The organism is Deinococcus malanensis, from assembly GCF_014647655.1.
GTDB lineage: Bacteria > Deinococcota > Deinococci > Deinococcales > Deinococcaceae > Deinococcus > Deinococcus malanensis.
Genome location: NZ_BMPP01000017.1, coordinates 1 through 14,347 on the forward strand (window position 1 = coordinate 1; position 14,347 = coordinate 14,347).

Annotated in this window: 17 protein-coding genes; 3 read left to right on the plus strand and 14 right to left on the minus strand. The window is 61.3% G+C overall.

The window, feature by feature from the left end; all coding sequences use genetic code 11:
- Positions 1 to 141 precede the first annotated feature (141 nt).
- On the plus strand, positions 142 to 825 hold the full coding sequence (gene moaD, locus IEY49_RS16820) for a molybdopterin converting factor subunit 1 (protein WP_189010878.1): 684 nt from the start codon (positions 142 to 144) through the stop codon (positions 823 to 825).
- A gap of 79 nt (positions 826 to 904) precedes the next feature.
- Here the strand turns inward: moaD and IEY49_RS16825 are convergent, their stop codons facing one another.
- The 6 genes from IEY49_RS16825 to IEY49_RS16850 form a co-directional block, all read right to left on the minus strand.
- Positions 905 to 1,606, minus strand: coding sequence for a PrsW family intramembrane metalloprotease (locus tag IEY49_RS16825; RefSeq protein WP_189010879.1), 702 nt, complete (start codon positions 1,604 to 1,606; stop codon positions 905 to 907).
- A gap of 1 nt (position 1,607) precedes the next feature.
- Positions 1,608 to 2,105: a crossover junction endodeoxyribonuclease RuvC gene (gene ruvC / locus IEY49_RS16830; protein ID WP_189010881.1), complete on the minus strand. Its 498-nt coding sequence runs from the start codon at positions 2,103 to 2,105 to the stop codon at positions 1,608 to 1,610.
- A 107-nt stretch (positions 2,106 to 2,212) separates the two neighbouring features.
- A complete protein-coding gene (locus tag IEY49_RS16835) occupies positions 2,213 to 3,139 on the minus strand; it encodes an ABC transporter permease (protein WP_189010883.1) in 927 nt (308 codons plus the stop codon).
- Positions 3,140 to 3,149: 10 nt separating this feature from the next.
- Positions 3,150 to 4,145 carry an ABC transporter permease gene (locus IEY49_RS16840; protein WP_189010885.1) on the minus strand — a complete coding sequence of 332 codons (996 nt, stop codon included), beginning with the start codon at positions 4,143 to 4,145 and terminating at the stop codon, positions 3,150 to 3,152.
- A 121-nt stretch (positions 4,146 to 4,266) separates the two neighbouring features.
- Positions 4,267 to 6,024, minus strand: a complete 1,758-nt coding sequence (locus IEY49_RS16845; RefSeq protein WP_189010887.1) for a peptide ABC transporter substrate-binding protein — start codon at positions 6,022 to 6,024, stop codon at positions 4,267 to 4,269.
- Between the two features lie 333 nt (positions 6,025 to 6,357).
- Positions 6,358 to 6,780 carry a HesB/IscA family protein gene (locus IEY49_RS16850; protein ID WP_189010889.1) on the minus strand — a complete coding sequence of 141 codons (423 nt, stop codon included), beginning with the start codon at positions 6,778 to 6,780 and terminating at the stop codon, positions 6,358 to 6,360.
- A gap of 137 nt (positions 6,781 to 6,917) precedes the next feature.
- On the opposite strand from IEY49_RS16850, the gene IEY49_RS16855 reads away from it, so the two are divergent.
- Positions 6,918 to 7,166, plus strand: coding sequence for a DdrH (locus tag IEY49_RS16855; RefSeq protein WP_189010891.1), 249 nt, complete (start codon positions 6,918 to 6,920; stop codon positions 7,164 to 7,166).
- Between the two features lie 105 nt (positions 7,167 to 7,271).
- On the opposite strand, the gene IEY49_RS16860 is transcribed toward IEY49_RS16855, so the two are convergent.
- The 7 genes from IEY49_RS16860 to IEY49_RS16890 all read right to left on the minus strand — a co-directional run bounded on the left by IEY49_RS16860 (position 7,272) and on the right by IEY49_RS16890 (position 12,580).
- Positions 7,272 to 7,466, minus strand: a complete 195-nt coding sequence (locus IEY49_RS16860) for a hypothetical protein (protein ID WP_189010893.1) — start codon at positions 7,464 to 7,466, stop codon at positions 7,272 to 7,274.
- Positions 7,467 to 7,808: 342 nt separating this feature from the next.
- Positions 7,809 to 9,137 carry a cytochrome b gene (locus tag IEY49_RS16865; protein ID WP_189010895.1) on the minus strand — a complete coding sequence of 443 codons (1,329 nt, stop codon included), beginning with the start codon at positions 9,135 to 9,137 and terminating at the stop codon, positions 7,809 to 7,811.
- A complete protein-coding gene (locus IEY49_RS16870) occupies positions 9,134 to 9,796 on the minus strand; it encodes a QcrA and Rieske domain-containing protein (protein WP_189010897.1) in 663 nt (220 codons plus the stop codon). The genes IEY49_RS16865 and IEY49_RS16870 overlap by 4 nt, the downstream gene beginning before the upstream one ends.
- 15 nt (positions 9,797 to 9,811) lie before the next feature.
- Positions 9,812 to 10,672 carry a cytochrome c gene (locus IEY49_RS16875; RefSeq protein ID WP_189010899.1) on the minus strand — a complete coding sequence of 287 codons (861 nt, stop codon included), beginning with the start codon at positions 10,670 to 10,672 and terminating at the stop codon, positions 9,812 to 9,814.
- A gap of 168 nt (positions 10,673 to 10,840) precedes the next feature.
- Positions 10,841 to 11,683, minus strand: a complete 843-nt coding sequence (locus IEY49_RS16880) for a serine hydrolase (RefSeq protein WP_229780876.1) — start codon at positions 11,681 to 11,683, stop codon at positions 10,841 to 10,843.
- A complete protein-coding gene (locus tag IEY49_RS16885; protein WP_229780877.1) occupies positions 11,680 to 11,847 on the minus strand; it encodes a hypothetical protein in 168 nt (55 codons plus the stop codon). The genes IEY49_RS16880 and IEY49_RS16885 overlap by 4 nt, the downstream gene beginning before the upstream one ends.
- A gap of 88 nt (positions 11,848 to 11,935) precedes the next feature.
- Positions 11,936 to 12,580 carry a response regulator transcription factor gene (locus IEY49_RS16890; protein WP_189010903.1) on the minus strand — a complete coding sequence of 215 codons (645 nt, stop codon included), beginning with the start codon at positions 12,578 to 12,580 and terminating at the stop codon, positions 11,936 to 11,938.
- A 112-nt stretch (positions 12,581 to 12,692) separates the two neighbouring features.
- Here IEY49_RS16890 and IEY49_RS16895 point away from each other — a divergent pair, with 112 nt between their 5' ends.
- Positions 12,693 to 13,175, plus strand: coding sequence for a hypothetical protein (locus IEY49_RS16895; RefSeq protein WP_189011037.1), 483 nt, complete (start codon positions 12,693 to 12,695; stop codon positions 13,173 to 13,175).
- On the opposite strand, the gene IEY49_RS16900 is transcribed toward IEY49_RS16895, so the two are convergent.
- Positions 13,157 to 14,134, minus strand: coding sequence for a DMT family transporter (locus tag IEY49_RS16900; RefSeq protein ID WP_189010904.1), 978 nt, complete (start codon positions 14,132 to 14,134; stop codon positions 13,157 to 13,159). The genes IEY49_RS16895 and IEY49_RS16900 overlap by 19 nt on opposite strands.
- Positions 14,135 to 14,347: the final 213 nt, after the last annotated feature.

Below are 14,347 nucleotides of genomic sequence, written 5' to 3' on the forward strand. Positions count from 1 at the left end.
TCTCTTCGCTCTTCACTCTCGTTGTCATGCGTCGCGCCTCAACCGAGGCTCAGAAAAGATACAGGCCTACAACCATTCTGTCAACTCCCTGCACTTGGCCCGGAGTTGGGGAAGTGGGAGAGCCACATGGTAGCCTCGCTCATGCAGCTGAATGTGGTGTTTTTTGCCCGCCTCAAACGGGAAATCGGCGCCGAGCACTTGAGCCTGGAGGTCCGGGAAGGAATGGATGTCCGCGCTCTTGCCCGGGTGGTCGAGGAACAGTGCGGCCTCAGTCTGAAGGGCTGCATGGTGGCCGTAAACGAGACTTACGCGACGCCCGAGCAACTCTTGAAGGAAGGAGATGAAGTGGCCTTTCTTCCTCCAGTTGCAGGCGGTGCCGCTGACGCCGGTTCCGATACGCACTGTGCTCTCGTCGCGACTCCCCTGCAGTTGAACGACGCCGACGCGTTTCTTGTCCGCCCTGAGTGCGGGGCGCAGGCCTACTTTGTGGGAACCGTACGGAGTCCGAACCAGGGCCGTGAGGTGGCGTACATCGACTATGAGGGCTATGAGGCCTTGGCCCATAAGGTCATGCACGATGCGGCGCAGGCAGCCCGACGAAGACACGGAGCTCTACGTATCTATATCGAGCACCGCGTCGGCCGGCTTGGCCCTGGAAAGGCCAGCATCCTGATTGGTGTGGCAAGCGCACACCGCCGAGCTGCCTTGGAAGCCTGCGACTTTCTGATAGAGCATCTGAAAGTTCACGTGCCGGTCTGGAAATACGAAAAGGACGAGGATGGCGAACACTGGGTAGACGGCCAGACCGCTCACCCCACCCTGTAGGGCGCGCTCGCACCCGATGCACACCAGGACAAAGCCCGGTGTCTGGCTCTCCACCCAAGTCGGGGCTTGCCACCAGCTGCTAACGGCCGCGCTGCTCTTTTAACAGGGTGTAATTGGTGGGTGGACCATGCTGACGAGCGTGTGCTTCGAAAGCCAGATAGTACCGGCCGGCCAGAATGATCATCAGGGTAACTACTGTACCCAGAGCCAGCAGCATTGGCAGACCTTCGGCACCACTGAGAATGCCGTTGAAGACGAAATGAAGGATGATGCTGAGCACTACACCCTGGACCACCCACCACCGACCCCTCGCCCAGTGCAGACCACCCAGGGCGTACCCCTGTGGAGCACTGAACAGGGCATGCGCCAGTGTGGTGAACAGGGCGTGCCAGGTGGCAGCCGGTGTTCCGAAACCCAGCGTGTAGGTGACGTTTTCCATCAGAGCGAAGCCCAGCGCAGCGGTGACGGCGTACACCAGTCCGTCCATCGGCTCATCAAACGACACTTCGGTGACCGCAGTCGTAGCTGCCAGGAATTTGCTGCCCTCCTCGATCACAGCCGTCAGAAGAGCCAGCAGCAGGATCACCAGGGGAAGCGGGGAATGCAGCACCCGGCCCAGGCTGGCTTCGAAGGCCGCAGCGACCAGCCATGCAAAGGCGCCCCAGGCGAAGGTACGCGCCAGCAGCCAGAGCGGTTCAGGGTGACGGTCGCGCCGGACGAAAAACCACAGCCACCCGAAGGTCAGCGTGACGGTGATCAGTAGCGGAACCAGCAGCGGCATCTCAGACGCGCGCCAGACGTGCGGCCGTTTGCATCGGCTGGTGGGCCAGATGGGTCAGCGCCAGCGCCAGCGCATCGGCGGCGTGGTTGTTGAACAGCTCGCGCACCCCCAGGCTGGCCTTGACCATATAGATCACCTGCTCCTTCTCCGCCCGGCCGGTGCCCACCAGGGCCTTTTTGACCTGCATGGGACCATAGGAATGAATGGGCACGCCAGCCTGCGCGCAGGCCAGCTGCACCACGCCAAACGCCTGGCCCACCTTGAAGGCCACGTCGGCCTGACGGCGAAGAATCTGGTCCTCGATGGCCACGGCGTCAGGCTGATATTCGGCAATCAGCCGGGTCACTTCCTCATGGATATATTGCAGGCGGCGGGGCATCACCCAGGCGCTTTCAGTGGTCAGACAGACATGATGCAGGTGCCGGGCCTTGCGGATATCTCCGTCTACCAAGCCCAGGCCCAGGTTTGCCAGGCCAGGATCAATGCCAAGCACAATCATGCCGTCAGCATACGCGAGCCATGCAGGACAGCAGTGACCCCACAGAAAAAAAGCTGCGGAACTGGAGGGCCGGTTCCGCAGCTTCCCAACCCTTTACATACTTTCTTTTACAGGCGACTCTTGGGATCGAAGGCGTCACGCAGCCCGTCACCCAGGAAATTGAAGGCCAGCACAGTAATCAGAATGGCTAGACCAGGGTATAGGGCCAGATAGGGGTGCTCCAGCACCACCTCATTTGCTCTGGACAGCATGTTGCCCCAGGTGGACACAGGCGGCTGAATGCCGAAACCCAGGAATGACAACGCTGCCTCCCCAAGAATCGCACCACCCACCGCCAGGGTCCCGTTGACGATGATCACACCCATGATGTTGGGGGCGAGGTGACGGAACATGATGCGGCCACTGCGCGCCCCCAGGGCGCGGGCAGCGTCCACGTATTCCAGGTTCTTGAGCTTCAGCACCTCGCCGCGGACCAGCCGGGCCGTGCCCATCCAGCCGAAGAAGGTAAACAGGCCTACCACAATAAAGACACTGGCATTCGGGTTCTGGCGCAGGGCCGTGATGGCGGGCGCGTCGCTGGCCAGCAGCAGTCCACTGATCGTGAGCAGCATGGGCAGCTCCGGAATCGACAGCATGATCTCGATAAAGCGGCTGATCACGGTATCGACGCGCCCACTCAGAAACCCGGCCAGCAGGCCCATCAGGGTGCCCAACGCGATGCTGAAAAGAGCGACGATGAAGCCCACGATCAGGCTGACCCGGCTGCCATAGACGATGCGCGACAGCAGGTCGCGGCCCAATTCATCCTGGCCCAGCAGGTGCTTTGCGCTGGGGGGGCTGTAAAACCCCAGCATGTCCTGCTTGTTGGGATCGTAGGGAGCAATCCACGGTGCAAAGACTGCCATGATCACCAGCAGCACGATGACCACGAGGCTCACCATGGCAGCCTTGTGCCTGCGCAGGCGGCGAGCGGCAATATGAATGGTCGAACGGCTCCGGGCGGGTTTGGGAAGAGCGGTGATAACAGTGGTCATAAACAGGTCCTCACGAGTACCGCACGCGCGGGTCAATCAGACCGTAAGCCAGGTCGGTCAGCAGTTGAAACATCACGGTCAGCAGCGCCAGCAGCATCAGACAGACCATCACCACATTGAAGTCCTTACTGACCAGGGCGTCCAGAATGGCCTTGCCCATCCCCGGCCAGGAAAAGACGTTCTCGGTAATCACGGCCCCGCCGAACAGGCCGGGAATTGCCAGGCCCATCAGGGTGACAATGGGAGTCACAGCGTTGCGCAGGGCGTGTTTGTACAGCACCCGGCGGTCGGCCAGACCCTTGGCGCGCGCGGTGCGTACGTAATCCTGCGTCAGGGTTTCGAGCATATTGGCCCGCATGAAGCGCAAGGTCACCGCAATCTCGCGCAGCATCAGAATCAGCAGCGGAAGCAGCAGGTATTTGATCTTGTCCAGCGTGACGGCCCACCATCCGGCGTCGGCGGGCAGGTCGCCGCCCAGACCGCCCGGCGGCAGCCCCACCAGCCCACCAGTGGCTTGGGGAAGGAAGATGGCGAAGAAATACATCGCCAGTGCGCCAATCCAGAACACAGGAGCGCTGACGGCCACAAAGGCAAAAAAGGTCAGTGCGTAATCCAGCACGGAATACTGGCGCACAGCGCTGAAGATCCCCAGCGGCACGGCAATCAGGGTGCTGAGAATCAGGGCGGGCACCGTCAGTAGCAGGGTGTTGGGCAGGCGGTTCTGAAAGACAAAGTCGAGCGCCGGGATGCCATGGTCCTGCGAATACCCGAAGTTTCCGGTCAGGGCTTCTTTCAGCCAGAAAAAATAGCGGGTGTACCAGGGCTGGTCCAGGCCATAGGCGGCCTTCAGACGGGCAATATCTTCGGGAGTGATGTTGCTGTTGCCGAATGCCAGCTGGTCCACGGGGTCGCCGGGTTGCATGGCGGTAAGCATGAAAATCAGCAGGCTGATGATGAACAGCAGCGGAATCATCTGAATGACGCGGCGCAAGGCGTAGGTTCCCATAACGTTCCTCGGGGGTAAGGGCCGCAGCCCAAAAACGAAACGGGAAGCATCGCCAGAGTGGCAGCGCTTCCCGCTCTGGTGGGCCGGGGACGCCAGAAGCGCCTGACCCGGCTCTACCGGATTACTTCTGCTTGTACTCCTCGGCCGCCCCACGGCTGGCCCAGCCGATCTTGGCCGCGTTCCAGCTGGGGTACAGAGTGTAGGCGCTGAAGGTGTAGTTCATCAGACCTGGCACCTTGGTGTACACGTTCACGCGGTAATACAGCGGCAGCGCGGGCACTTCGCTGTTCCAGATGGTCTGCATGCGGTCAAAAAGCTTGATCCGGTCACCGAGGTTGAATTCCACCTGGGCCTGCTTGTGCAGCCTGTTGAACTCGGCGTTATTCCAGCCCGCGTTGTTCTGGCCGGCGTAGCCGTTGGCGGCAGTGGGGATGCCCTCACCCTTGAACAGATTGCCCTCTTCAAAAATGGGGTTGCCGGTCCAGGCATACATGGCCATGTCCCACTTGCCACTCTCGCCTTTGCTCAGGAAGTCTGGCCCGAACAGCACGCTGGAGGGGAAGTTCTGAATGTTCACCTGCACGCCGACCTGTTTCCACTGGGCCTGCAGAATCTGCTGCACGCGCTCGCGCACCGTGTTGCCAGCCGTGGTCGAGAAATTCAGGCTGAGCTTCTTGCCCCCCTTCTGCAGAATGCCATCAGGACCGGGGGTCCAGCCCAGGGCCGCGAACAGCTGCCTGGCACGGGCGGGGTTGTGGTTGTAGTCGTTGACGTCCTTCTTGTACAGCTTGCTGATGGGGTTGACCCAGCTGTTGGACACTGCCTGACGGCCTTGGAACAGTGCCTTGGTCAGGGCGCCGCGGTCAATGGCGTACAGCAGCGCCTGGCGCATGCGGGGGTCGTCCATGTCCATGTCCTTGGCCTTCTGACCGCGCGTATTGATGTCGATGTGCTCCCACACCGCGCCGGGCACAAAGTAGGTCTTGTACTTGCCTCGTTCCGTCCTGGTGAGGTCCACGCCCTGATCAAAGGTCAGGCCCACCGCACTGACGGCGTCAAGCTGACCGGACAGAATATTTACCTTCAGGGTATTGGTGTTGGGAATAAAACGGTAGGTAACGTTCTGGATATACCTGTCCTGATTCTTGGGGTGCAGCCAGTAATTGGGGTTGCGGGTCAGGGTCAGTCTGTTGCCGCTGCGCCACGCCGTGGCCTTGAAGGGCCCGGCCACGACTTTGGGCAGGTTGCGCGCCGTGGTGTAGGCACCAATGAATTTCTTCCACTCTTCGTTGACGACCTTGGCGTCTTTGTCGTTTTTCGTCTTGGCGTCAAAGGCGTTCCAGGCCGCGCCCATGACATGGCTGGGCGCCAGTCCCGGGCTGTTCTGATCGGCAAAGAGGTAGGGCGGCTCATAGGTGATGGTGAAGGTGTCGGCGTCGCTGGCGGTGATCTTGGCGCGGTTCCAGGGCGAGCGGTCCGGCACCGGAACACGGTCGTCATTGACCAGTCTGAGCCAGAACTGAAAGTCCGCCACCTTGATGGGCGCGCCGTCGCTCCACTTGGCTTCCTTGCGGATCGAGTAGGTCACCGAATTGCGTACCACGTCGCCCGCAGCGTTTTTCACGACCTTGTAGTCGCCGTTGGCAATGCTGGGCACCCGGGTGGCAATGTCGGCGTAGGGTTCACCGTCGTCATCCAGGCCGATCAGGCTAGCGCCCATGTAGCCGTTGATCTCGCTGGTAATGGCCAGGTTGTTCGTGTTCCACGGATCGTAGATGTTTGGCGGCTCCTGCGAGGTGCCAATCACCAGACTGTTGTTGGATGGGCCAGCCAGAGCTGCGCCAAGCATGAATGCGGTCAGGGCCAAGGTCTTCTTCACATGAGCCTCCAAAATGATGGGCAATGCTGCTCCCCATTACCTTTTTTGATGAAGGTCAGTATAAGGCCTGCCGGAATTCCGTCAACACATTTTCACGAATGGGTGTACCAACACCCCCTCTGAACGGTTCTCGCACCGTCATGAAATCAGTGCCGTTGCACTGAGCCATTCGGACGACGACAGGGAGTTCAGCACAGAGTGCAGCAACAGGCAGCCATAATGGCGCCTGTTCAGCATCCAGCAGCACAAGAGCAGCCTTATGCACCAGCGCTGGATTACACAAGAAAAAAGGCCGAGTTGGACTCGACCTCTGGACAGACATGGATAAAAAGATCAGTGGCTGGCGCAACCGCCGCTGCCCTCACCATCAGGCGACTGGGCGCCGTCGGTGCGGAACGAGTGGCCACAGCCACACGAAGAGGTCGCATTGGGATTGTTCACGGTAAAGCCGCCGCCCATCATGTTCTCGACAAAATCCACTTCGCAACCTCGCAGCAGGTCGATGCTCATACGGTCGACCAGCAGCTTGACGCCACGGTCCATCACGATGGTATCGCCTTCAAGTTCGCGGTCGTCGATGGCCATGCCGTACTGGTAACCGCTGCAGCCGCCACTTTTAATAAACACGCGCACGCCGGCATTTTCCTTGCCGCTGCTTTGCAGAATGCCCAGAGCCTTCTGAGCGCCAAATTCACTGATGCGGATGTCCTTGTGCAGGGCCTCGCCGCTGTTGTCGGTGGGAAAGGTCGCAGTCATGCGTGAAGCCTAACACCATTGGCGCAACACAATCGTGCCTTTTTGGCACTTTTGCCGCATGGCATGGGCCCCTGTTCAGTCAGCGTCTTTGAGACACTGTTACATTCCTTGAGTGTGTTCGTGTTAAGATAAAAGACATGACGAACCCCTATGCCGAGTGGTTCGAGCAGCTTCGCGCCGAGTATGGTGAGCAGCTCGGGTCCATGCCATTGCCCGAAGGGCTGCCGGAACACCTGCGGGCCCTGATTGACCAGCACGACGAAGAGGCCATTCAGTTCATGATCAAGCTGGCCTGGCAGTTCGGCGCGCAGGTTGGTTATGCTGCCGGTAGCCGTCAGGGCGCAGCCCCCACCCCTTCCCCACGAACAGGCCGCGTTCAGGCCTGAACCTCAACCCGCGCAAAGTTCACCGTCACCCGTAGATAGGTGGCGGTTTTTTCCCACATCGGTAGGTCGCTACCCTTAGTTCAACCCCGCGCATTTCACGAGTCCTCAGTGACCCTGGAAGCGCGGTGCGGCATAGCACCCGATTTCTTCGTCCCCAGCAACAAGACCCCGGGCTGCCAGTTCTGCGAGCACCGACATGGCAAAAGCCTGCAGAGCTTCTGAGTCAGGTGCTGAAGATTGGCGGGCGTCCAGACGTAAGGCCCGCGCCTGCCGGGCAAGTTCAAGGGCCAGGTCATTCATCTGGTGAGCCTAATGTATTTCCTGCACTGCCCTGTAGCTGGGTCAGCTATGCCACGGCACCGCGCTGATAAGGCAGACAGGCGTCAACAGTGCTGGCTGTCAGGATTTCGGCACGTCGGTCATTGGGGCTGCAGCGCATCCGATGAAGTCCGGGTTGTTTGTGTTCAGGCCATCGCGGGATGGCTGAAGTTCTATGCCAAGGACGCGCCGTACCCAAAGGGACGCAGTTCAGCAAAGCCTTCGACAAGGGACATCAGCCAGAAAATTTGGAGAGCTTTTCGCCTGGACCGATCACAAAAAGAATCGCCCCGGCAAGCAGCCGGGGCGGTCGGGTTTCAGACCTCAGTCGTGTGACGGTAAAGCGCCGCCCTGGCTGTGGGCCAGACGTTCACGCTCGTCGGCCTCACGTAGCTTGGCAATGCCGCGAACAATCGCCAGGGTGCCGAAGTAGCTCAGGGCTGGGATCAGGAAGGTCAGGATCCACAGGATGGTATTGGCGTTGGCACTGTTCAGCAGCCCGGAGCTGATCAGCTCCGGCTTGTAACCGGCCACTGACATCACGACCATCATGGCCATGAACGCCACGCCCGCTGCCAGCCTCACCGGGTGGTTGGTGGGGTTTTCGGCGTAGTACATGTTGTCCTTGCTGCGGTCAAGCATCGGCACGGCGAACATCAGACCGATGACGACGGTCGGCAGCAGAATGGCACCGACGAACTCGGAACCGATGGCTCCGCCCAGAATGTGGAACTCGAAGCTCGGAATGATGGCCAGGGCACCGAAGACCCACAGCAGGTACCAGTCGGGTTTGATGTTGTTGATCGGGGTGGTGCTCGGAGGCCCGAAGTACTCCACCGGGTGCACCGGGATAAAGGCGCTGAACAGAACCACGATGCCGGTAAACAGCAGGGTCAGCATGATCATGATGGGCGTCTGCTGGGTGCTGAGCGGCACGCCGACGATCTTCTTGTAGGCGATGCGCTTGGCGTACTGCGGCTGGGTGTGCTTCTGCTTGACCATGATCAGCATGTGCGCGGCCGTGGTGGCCAGCAGAATGCCGGGCAGCAGCATGATGTGGTAGCCGTAGATACGCGGAATGATGCCTTCACCAGGGAAGTTCCCTGCAAATGCTGCCTGCGCCACCCAGGTGCCGACCCAGGGAATGGAAGCCGCAATGCCGTAAACGACCTTGGCCGTGTTGTAGGCGTAGTTATCGTAGGGAAGGATGTAGCCGGTCACGGCGGTAAGCGCTGCGAAAATCAGCAGCAGCATGCCGATCCACCAGTTGATCTCGCGGGGCTTCTTGAACGCACCCGTGAAGTAGATGCGCATCATGTGAATGACGGCCGCCGCGATCATGATGTTGGCCATCCAGTGGTGAATGCGCCGCAGCATGTCCCCAAACGGCATGGCGTTGATCTTGAGCGTCGAGTGGTAGGCAGCTGGCAGCAGGTTGGGCTTGTCGGCTGTCCCTGGGTCAAAGGAGTTGACCACCATGCTGTTACTGGGCTCGTAGGACAGCGCCAGTACGATACCTGTGATGATCAGGACGATCAGGCTGAACAGGGTGATTTCACCCAGGAAGAAGCTGTGGTGAACGGGGAAGGCTTTGCGCAGGAACTTGTCGTTCAGGCGCGAGATGTGCAGACGCTCGTCAAGCCACTGGTTCATCCGAGTTGCTCCTCCACCTCTTCCTTGCGTGCTTCCCAGGCCTCTTCACTGAAGGGGTAGGGGTGCTGCAGGAAGAAGTCGCCCACGACCAGATTCTCGCCTTCAAGCCGGACCGGCAGCTGCGCCAGCGGACGGGGGGGCGGCCCGCCGATGACCTTGCAACCTTGTTTTGGATCATATTGGCCAGAATGGCAGGGACAATTCATCGTCCCAGGACGCTTGTCGTTATCACTGACCGAGCAGCCGGCGTGGGTACAGACGTCGCTGTATACGACGATCTCGCCGTCCACCGTGGCCTCCATATTGGTGGGCTCCTGGAGCTGTCCTTTCGGGAAGCGGTAGATCGCCAGAATGTTGTTGGGATCACCCTTGCGGATAACGTTGTTGCCGTTCTCGTCCTTGCCCATGGGCCAGGCGCGGACCAGCTCGTCGCTGAGTTCGCTGGGGCGGATGGGCTGGCCTTCCTTGGTTTCCAGGGCGTGAACCAGGATATCGCCCTTGACAGGAGGCATCTTGTCGCGTGTCAGCCGGAACACCGGGTTGGCGGTGCCCAGCGCACTGACCAGGCTGACCACGCCCACCGTCGCGGTCGTACCAACGGCCACGTTGATGAATTTGCGGCGTGTAATTTCGGGATCTTGTCGTCTGTAGCGGGTCATTTCAATCTCTCCAAATCACCAGGGGAACTCACCGCTGGCGTCCTCGACGAGCACTTCGCCGTCCATGAAGAATTTTTTGTACAGGCCCGTGGCCAGCGCCAGCAGCAGCAGGATCATAGCTGCGTAGAAGCCCTCAGCTGACACATTCGGCGTTACCTGTTCAGCAGCTCCCCAGCCGGCATAGTCGGTGACCATTTGCCGGACAAACAGCACGCTGAAGAGCAGGGTCAGAGCCAGGGTGGTGATCATGGCCAGCATCGCCATCGGCGAGGAGCGGACCTTGTGGATGCCGGGGTGCAGTTCCACGCCTTCGGTCCAGACGCTGTACAGACCGATCAGACCGTAGGTCAGGAGCACCATGACAAAGGTGGCCAGGAAGATCTCGGGCAGCTGTATGTGGTCAGGCACGAAGCGGCTGCGGTTTTTCAGCACTTCCGGATCGACCTTCGCCTGACCGGCAGCCACAGTGGCAGGAGTCAGCGGTTCTTCAATCCTGTTGCCCCACGAGTTCAGCACGTAGTTGGCCACGGCGTAGATCTCGTTTTCCTTGAGCTGGTCGCCGAAGGCCGGCATGGAACCCTTGCCCTTGACGATCGTGGAATGAACGTAAACCGGGTCCTTGGTGATGTCCTCGTTGGCAGCGAGCGCCGGACCGGCACCGCCCTGTCCTTGCAGCCCGTGACAGCCGGCGCAGTTGGCCTCATAGACCGACTTTCCGACCGTGGGGACTTCCTTGCTGATGTTGGCCACGACCGCTGGATCCACCACCACGGGTTCGGGGGCTGTTTCCTTGTTGAACAGGAACAGCAGAATGATCCACATAATGGCCGCGCACACTATGGCGACCCAGGGCATGACAGCGTCGTTTCTTTCCACGTTCCCTCTCCCTCATGCGTGAAGTGGCCTGTGTTCTTGCCTCGCGGCTTGGGGTCACAAACGGCCTAATCCCGGTCAGGATAGCACGCACCGGACCTGCGCCCAGCGCGTCCTTTCCGGTCCGCTGCAAGTCTTTCCGCAGCCTCTATCGTGCGCCTTACCGGGCGGTTAAATGTCCCCCACCGGGCCTGTCTGACCCAACTCGGCCAGCAGAGGCCACAGGGCGTCAGCCAGAGCCAGGATGTCGCGGTTCTCAGGGTGCTCGCTCGGGTCCTGGCCTCCCTGTGAGAGCAATGCGATCACCAGCGGCCGGGGCGTATACAACACGCCGACATCGTGGTGAACGCCGGTCAGTTCACCGCTTTTGCTGGCGAGACGGTACAGGGGTTCACCATGCAGGTCGCGCGGCACCCGCCTTCCGATTATGTCCCGCAGTTGCTGGCGTTGAAGGATAGACAGCGCAAGATCCGTGTGCGCGGGTTCTAACAGACTTCCGCCGACCAGCCGTAGCAGGAGATCCACCTGGTCATGGGCAGAAGTGTGGTTGCACTCTCCACGACGCTGGGCCTCGTTCTGCTGTTCGCGTGGCAGCTGCAACTTGCCGATCAGTCTGGTAGAACTCCAGCCGCCACGCTCCAGCCAGGCATTCACTGCCTCTGCCCCCAAGTGTTCGATCACCAGGTTGGTGGCGGTGTTGTCACTGACGATCACCATCAGGGTCAGGACGTCCAGCCAGGTTGGTTGCAGTCCCGGCCCCAGCTCATGAAGTACACCAGATCCAGGCACATGATCGGATGCGTCTAGAGTCACCCTTTCAGAGAGATCCAGCCGGCCGGCCTGCGCCTCCTGCAATGCCTGCACCAGCAGAGGCACCTTGATGGTGCTGGCGGATGGAAACGTCCGGGTAGCGTTCAGGGCATAGAGCTCGGTGCCGTCCAGGGCACAGATGCGCAGCCCGACCTCACCCGCAAATCCGTGCTGGCGGGCACAGTCCAGAAACGCTGTTGTCACTCGGGCAGAACCAGACCCGCCAGGGCTGCAAAGGGATGCGCGGTGCCTGCCGGGCGCAGCGTACAGAAAGGCGGTGCACCCTCGGGCTCGACCCGGTGCATACATGCCGGGCATTCCGGGAAGGCCTGCTCGGTGTAAGCGAGGTCCGGTTCGGCACTGGTCATGGACCACTCACGCCCACAGCCAGCACGGAACGTCACCGGCTGCGGCGCGCTTCCCCTGGCTTCAGGACGACCTTTCTTACTCATGGTTTTACTCAAGGTTGGCGATGCCCTCCCGAATGGCATACAGCGCCGCCTGTGTGCGGTTATTGAGCTGCAGCTTGGTGAAGATCTCCGAGAGCCGATTGCGCACAGTCTTCTCACTGATGTCCAGCCGCAGGGCGATGTCCTGGTTGGAAAACCCCTGGGCCAGCAGCTTGAGGATCATGGTCTCACGCTCGTTGAGGTCTGCGTGCTTCTCGCTGGGCAGTTCCTCGCGCTTGTCACGGAAGTCGTCAAGGACGTTCTGGGCCATGTCCGCATCGAGCAGGGCTTCGCCGCCAGCAACCCGGGTAATCGCGTCTATCAGGGTGGCTGCGTCGGCGTCCTTGAGGATGTAGCCGCGGGCGCCAGCCTTGACCGCCTCGAACACATAGCGGTCCTGACGGTACATGGTGATCATGATGACCCGCGCATTCGGGTCGATTTCCAGGATGCTCTGGGTGGCCTTCACACCGTCGAGCTCGGGCATCTGGATGTCCATCAGGATCACGTCCGGGTGGGTGTCGGCGGCGTAGCGGATCGCCTCACGGCCGTTGGAGGCCTCGCCGATCACACGCATGCCCTCGGACTCCAGCAGGCTTCTGAGCCCCTGACGGAACAGGGCATGGTCATCGACAAGCAGCACTCGAATCATGGACTCAGTGTAGGCCTCCGCACGCAGGCACAAGGCAACGTTTCTGCCGATTGCACCCCACTCTGGGGGCAGGGGCTTCACGAAGCACTCAACCGGTACACTGGGGCCCGTGATGACCTGGTTTGACGCGCTGCTCGTGACTCTCTGGGCGGTGGTTACGGCCCTCGGCGTGCGGCGCGGCCTGGCGGGCCTGAGCTGGGGCCTGGGCGGCGTCGTGGTGTGCTTTCTGGCCAACAGCCTGAGCTCCTCGCCAGTGGTCTCGGTGCTGACTGTTGTGGCACTGGGGTTTGGATTGGCCGTGCTGACCCGCCGCATGATCCGCGCCCCGGTGGAAACGCCCTGGCATCTGGCTGCGGGCGCCCTGGGCGGCTTTGTTCTGGGCGCATTGCTGGTCAGCACCCTGGCGCTGAGTTTTCCGCTGGATGTCCGGGTCACGCCCAAGGGACGGGTCGCCACCTACCCGTCTGTCAGCCTGCCTCCCAAAATTTATGACGCCGTGGCGCACTCTCTGATCAAGAACGAACTGTTGAGGGTCTGGAAGGCCAGCCCGGCGCTGCGCACCCTGCTGATTCCTGATCAGGCCCGGCTGCGTTGATCGGCTGCGGTGGGAGTTGCCTCTGAAGGCGGCTCAGCCGACAGGCCGTGGGGAACAGGCAACTCAGGCTGCGGCTCCGGCTGCGTGCGCTGGCTGAGGACGGTAGCCACCACCACCAGAAACCCGCCTACCGCGCCCCGCAAGCCGACCCTCTCCTGAATCAGCAGAAAGCTGAAGAAGCTGGCGGTAACAGGTTCCAGGGCGTAGATCAGACTGGCTTCGGCGGCACTTACCGTACGCTGGCCGATGGTCTGCAGCAGGGTGGTGACGGCGGTCGCCAGGACGCCCAGGTAGAGCAGGGGCCCCCAGGCGGCCTCGGGGGGCCACAGTTGCGCCGGCGCACTCAGGGCTGCCCAGATCCAGGCCATCACCGTGACCGAGAGCACCTGCGCGAACGTGAACGCCAGGGGTTGGTGGCGGGTGGCTGTGCCTTCCAGGGCCACGATAAATCCCGCGTAAGTCACAGCGCAGGCCAGGGCCCAGGCGTCACCAGCCACCAGGGCACCGCCCTCCCAGGACAGCAGCCCTAAGCCCAGCACCGCCAGGGGCAGGGCGACCCACAGCGCCAGGGGCATGCGCCGGCGCTGCGCGAAGGTGAGCCATACCGGGACCAGCACCACGCTCAGCGCCGTAAAGAAAGCGGCGCGGTTGGCACTGGTGGTCTGCAGGGCGATGGTCTGGGTTCCGTAGCCAGCGATCAGCCAGGCACCCAGGATCAGACCGTCGCGGGTAAGGCTCTCCTTCCAGGCTGAAGGACCAGCACGGGCCGCCCGTGGCGCGGCCCTGCGCGGCATCAGCGCCAGAACGGGAAGCAGCGCTACCGTGGCCAGCGTGAAGCGCCAAGCGATCAGCACGCTGGGTGGCAACAGCTCACCCAGCTCCTTGACCACGGCGAAGGTGCTTCCCCACAGCGCTGTAACCAGGACCAGAAGCAGGATGCCGCGCGCATGGGGAGTCATCGCGGGCAATTGTAGATCAGGGCGGTACACAGCGCGCCGGACAGCTTCTGAAGAATGCCAGGCATACTACAGGCTGACGGGCTGCATTCCGGCTGACGAATGTTCCAGACCTGCGCGAACAGCAGCTATATAGCAGCAGGCCGCTCAATGACCACCTGATCAAGGGGCTGCCCGGGAATGCCAGCCGCAGGCCACTGAAGACTTACGCTACGC

Excerpts from the sequence above, each read along its gene's own strand:
- IEY49_RS16840 (WP_189010885.1), bottom strand. The coding sequence starts at position 4,145 with ATGGGAACCTACGCCTTGCGCCGCGTCATTCAGATGATTCCGCTGCTG.
- IEY49_RS16835 (WP_189010883.1), bottom strand. The coding sequence starts at position 3,139 with ATGACCACTGTTATCACCGCTCTTCCCAAACCCGCCCGGAGCCGTTCG.
- IEY49_RS16865 (WP_189010895.1), bottom strand. The coding sequence starts at position 9,137 with ATGAACCAGTGGCTTGACGAGCGTCTGCACATCTCGCGCCTGAACGAC.
- IEY49_RS16855 (WP_189010891.1), top strand. The coding sequence starts at position 6,918 with ATGACGAACCCCTATGCCGAGTGGTTCGAGCAGCTTCGCGCCGAGTAT.
- IEY49_RS16895 (WP_189011037.1), top strand. The coding sequence starts at position 12,693 with ATGACCTGGTTTGACGCGCTGCTCGTGACTCTCTGGGCGGTGGTTACG.
- IEY49_RS16870 (WP_189010897.1), bottom strand. The coding sequence starts at position 9,796 with ATGACCCGCTACAGACGACAAGATCCCGAAATTACACGCCGCAAATTC.
- IEY49_RS16825 (WP_189010879.1), bottom strand. The coding sequence starts at position 1,606 with ATGCCGCTGCTGGTTCCGCTACTGATCACCGTCACGCTGACCTTCGGG.
- ruvC (WP_189010881.1), bottom strand. The coding sequence starts at position 2,105 with ATGATTGTGCTTGGCATTGATCCTGGCCTGGCAAACCTGGGCCTGGGC.
- moaD (WP_189010878.1), top strand. The coding sequence starts at position 142 with ATGCAGCTGAATGTGGTGTTTTTTGCCCGCCTCAAACGGGAAATCGGC.
- IEY49_RS16860 (WP_189010893.1), bottom strand. The coding sequence starts at position 7,466 with ATGAATGACCTGGCCCTTGAACTTGCCCGGCAGGCGCGGGCCTTACGT.
- IEY49_RS16885 (WP_229780877.1), bottom strand. The coding sequence starts at position 11,847 with ATGACCAGTGCCGAACCGGACCTCGCTTACACCGAGCAGGCCTTCCCG.
- IEY49_RS16900 (WP_189010904.1), bottom strand. The coding sequence starts at position 14,134 with ATGACTCCCCATGCGCGCGGCATCCTGCTTCTGGTCCTGGTTACAGCG.
- IEY49_RS16850 (WP_189010889.1), bottom strand. The coding sequence starts at position 6,780 with ATGACTGCGACCTTTCCCACCGACAACAGCGGCGAGGCCCTGCACAAG.
- IEY49_RS16890 (WP_189010903.1), bottom strand. The coding sequence starts at position 12,580 with ATGATTCGAGTGCTGCTTGTCGATGACCATGCCCTGTTCCGTCAGGGG.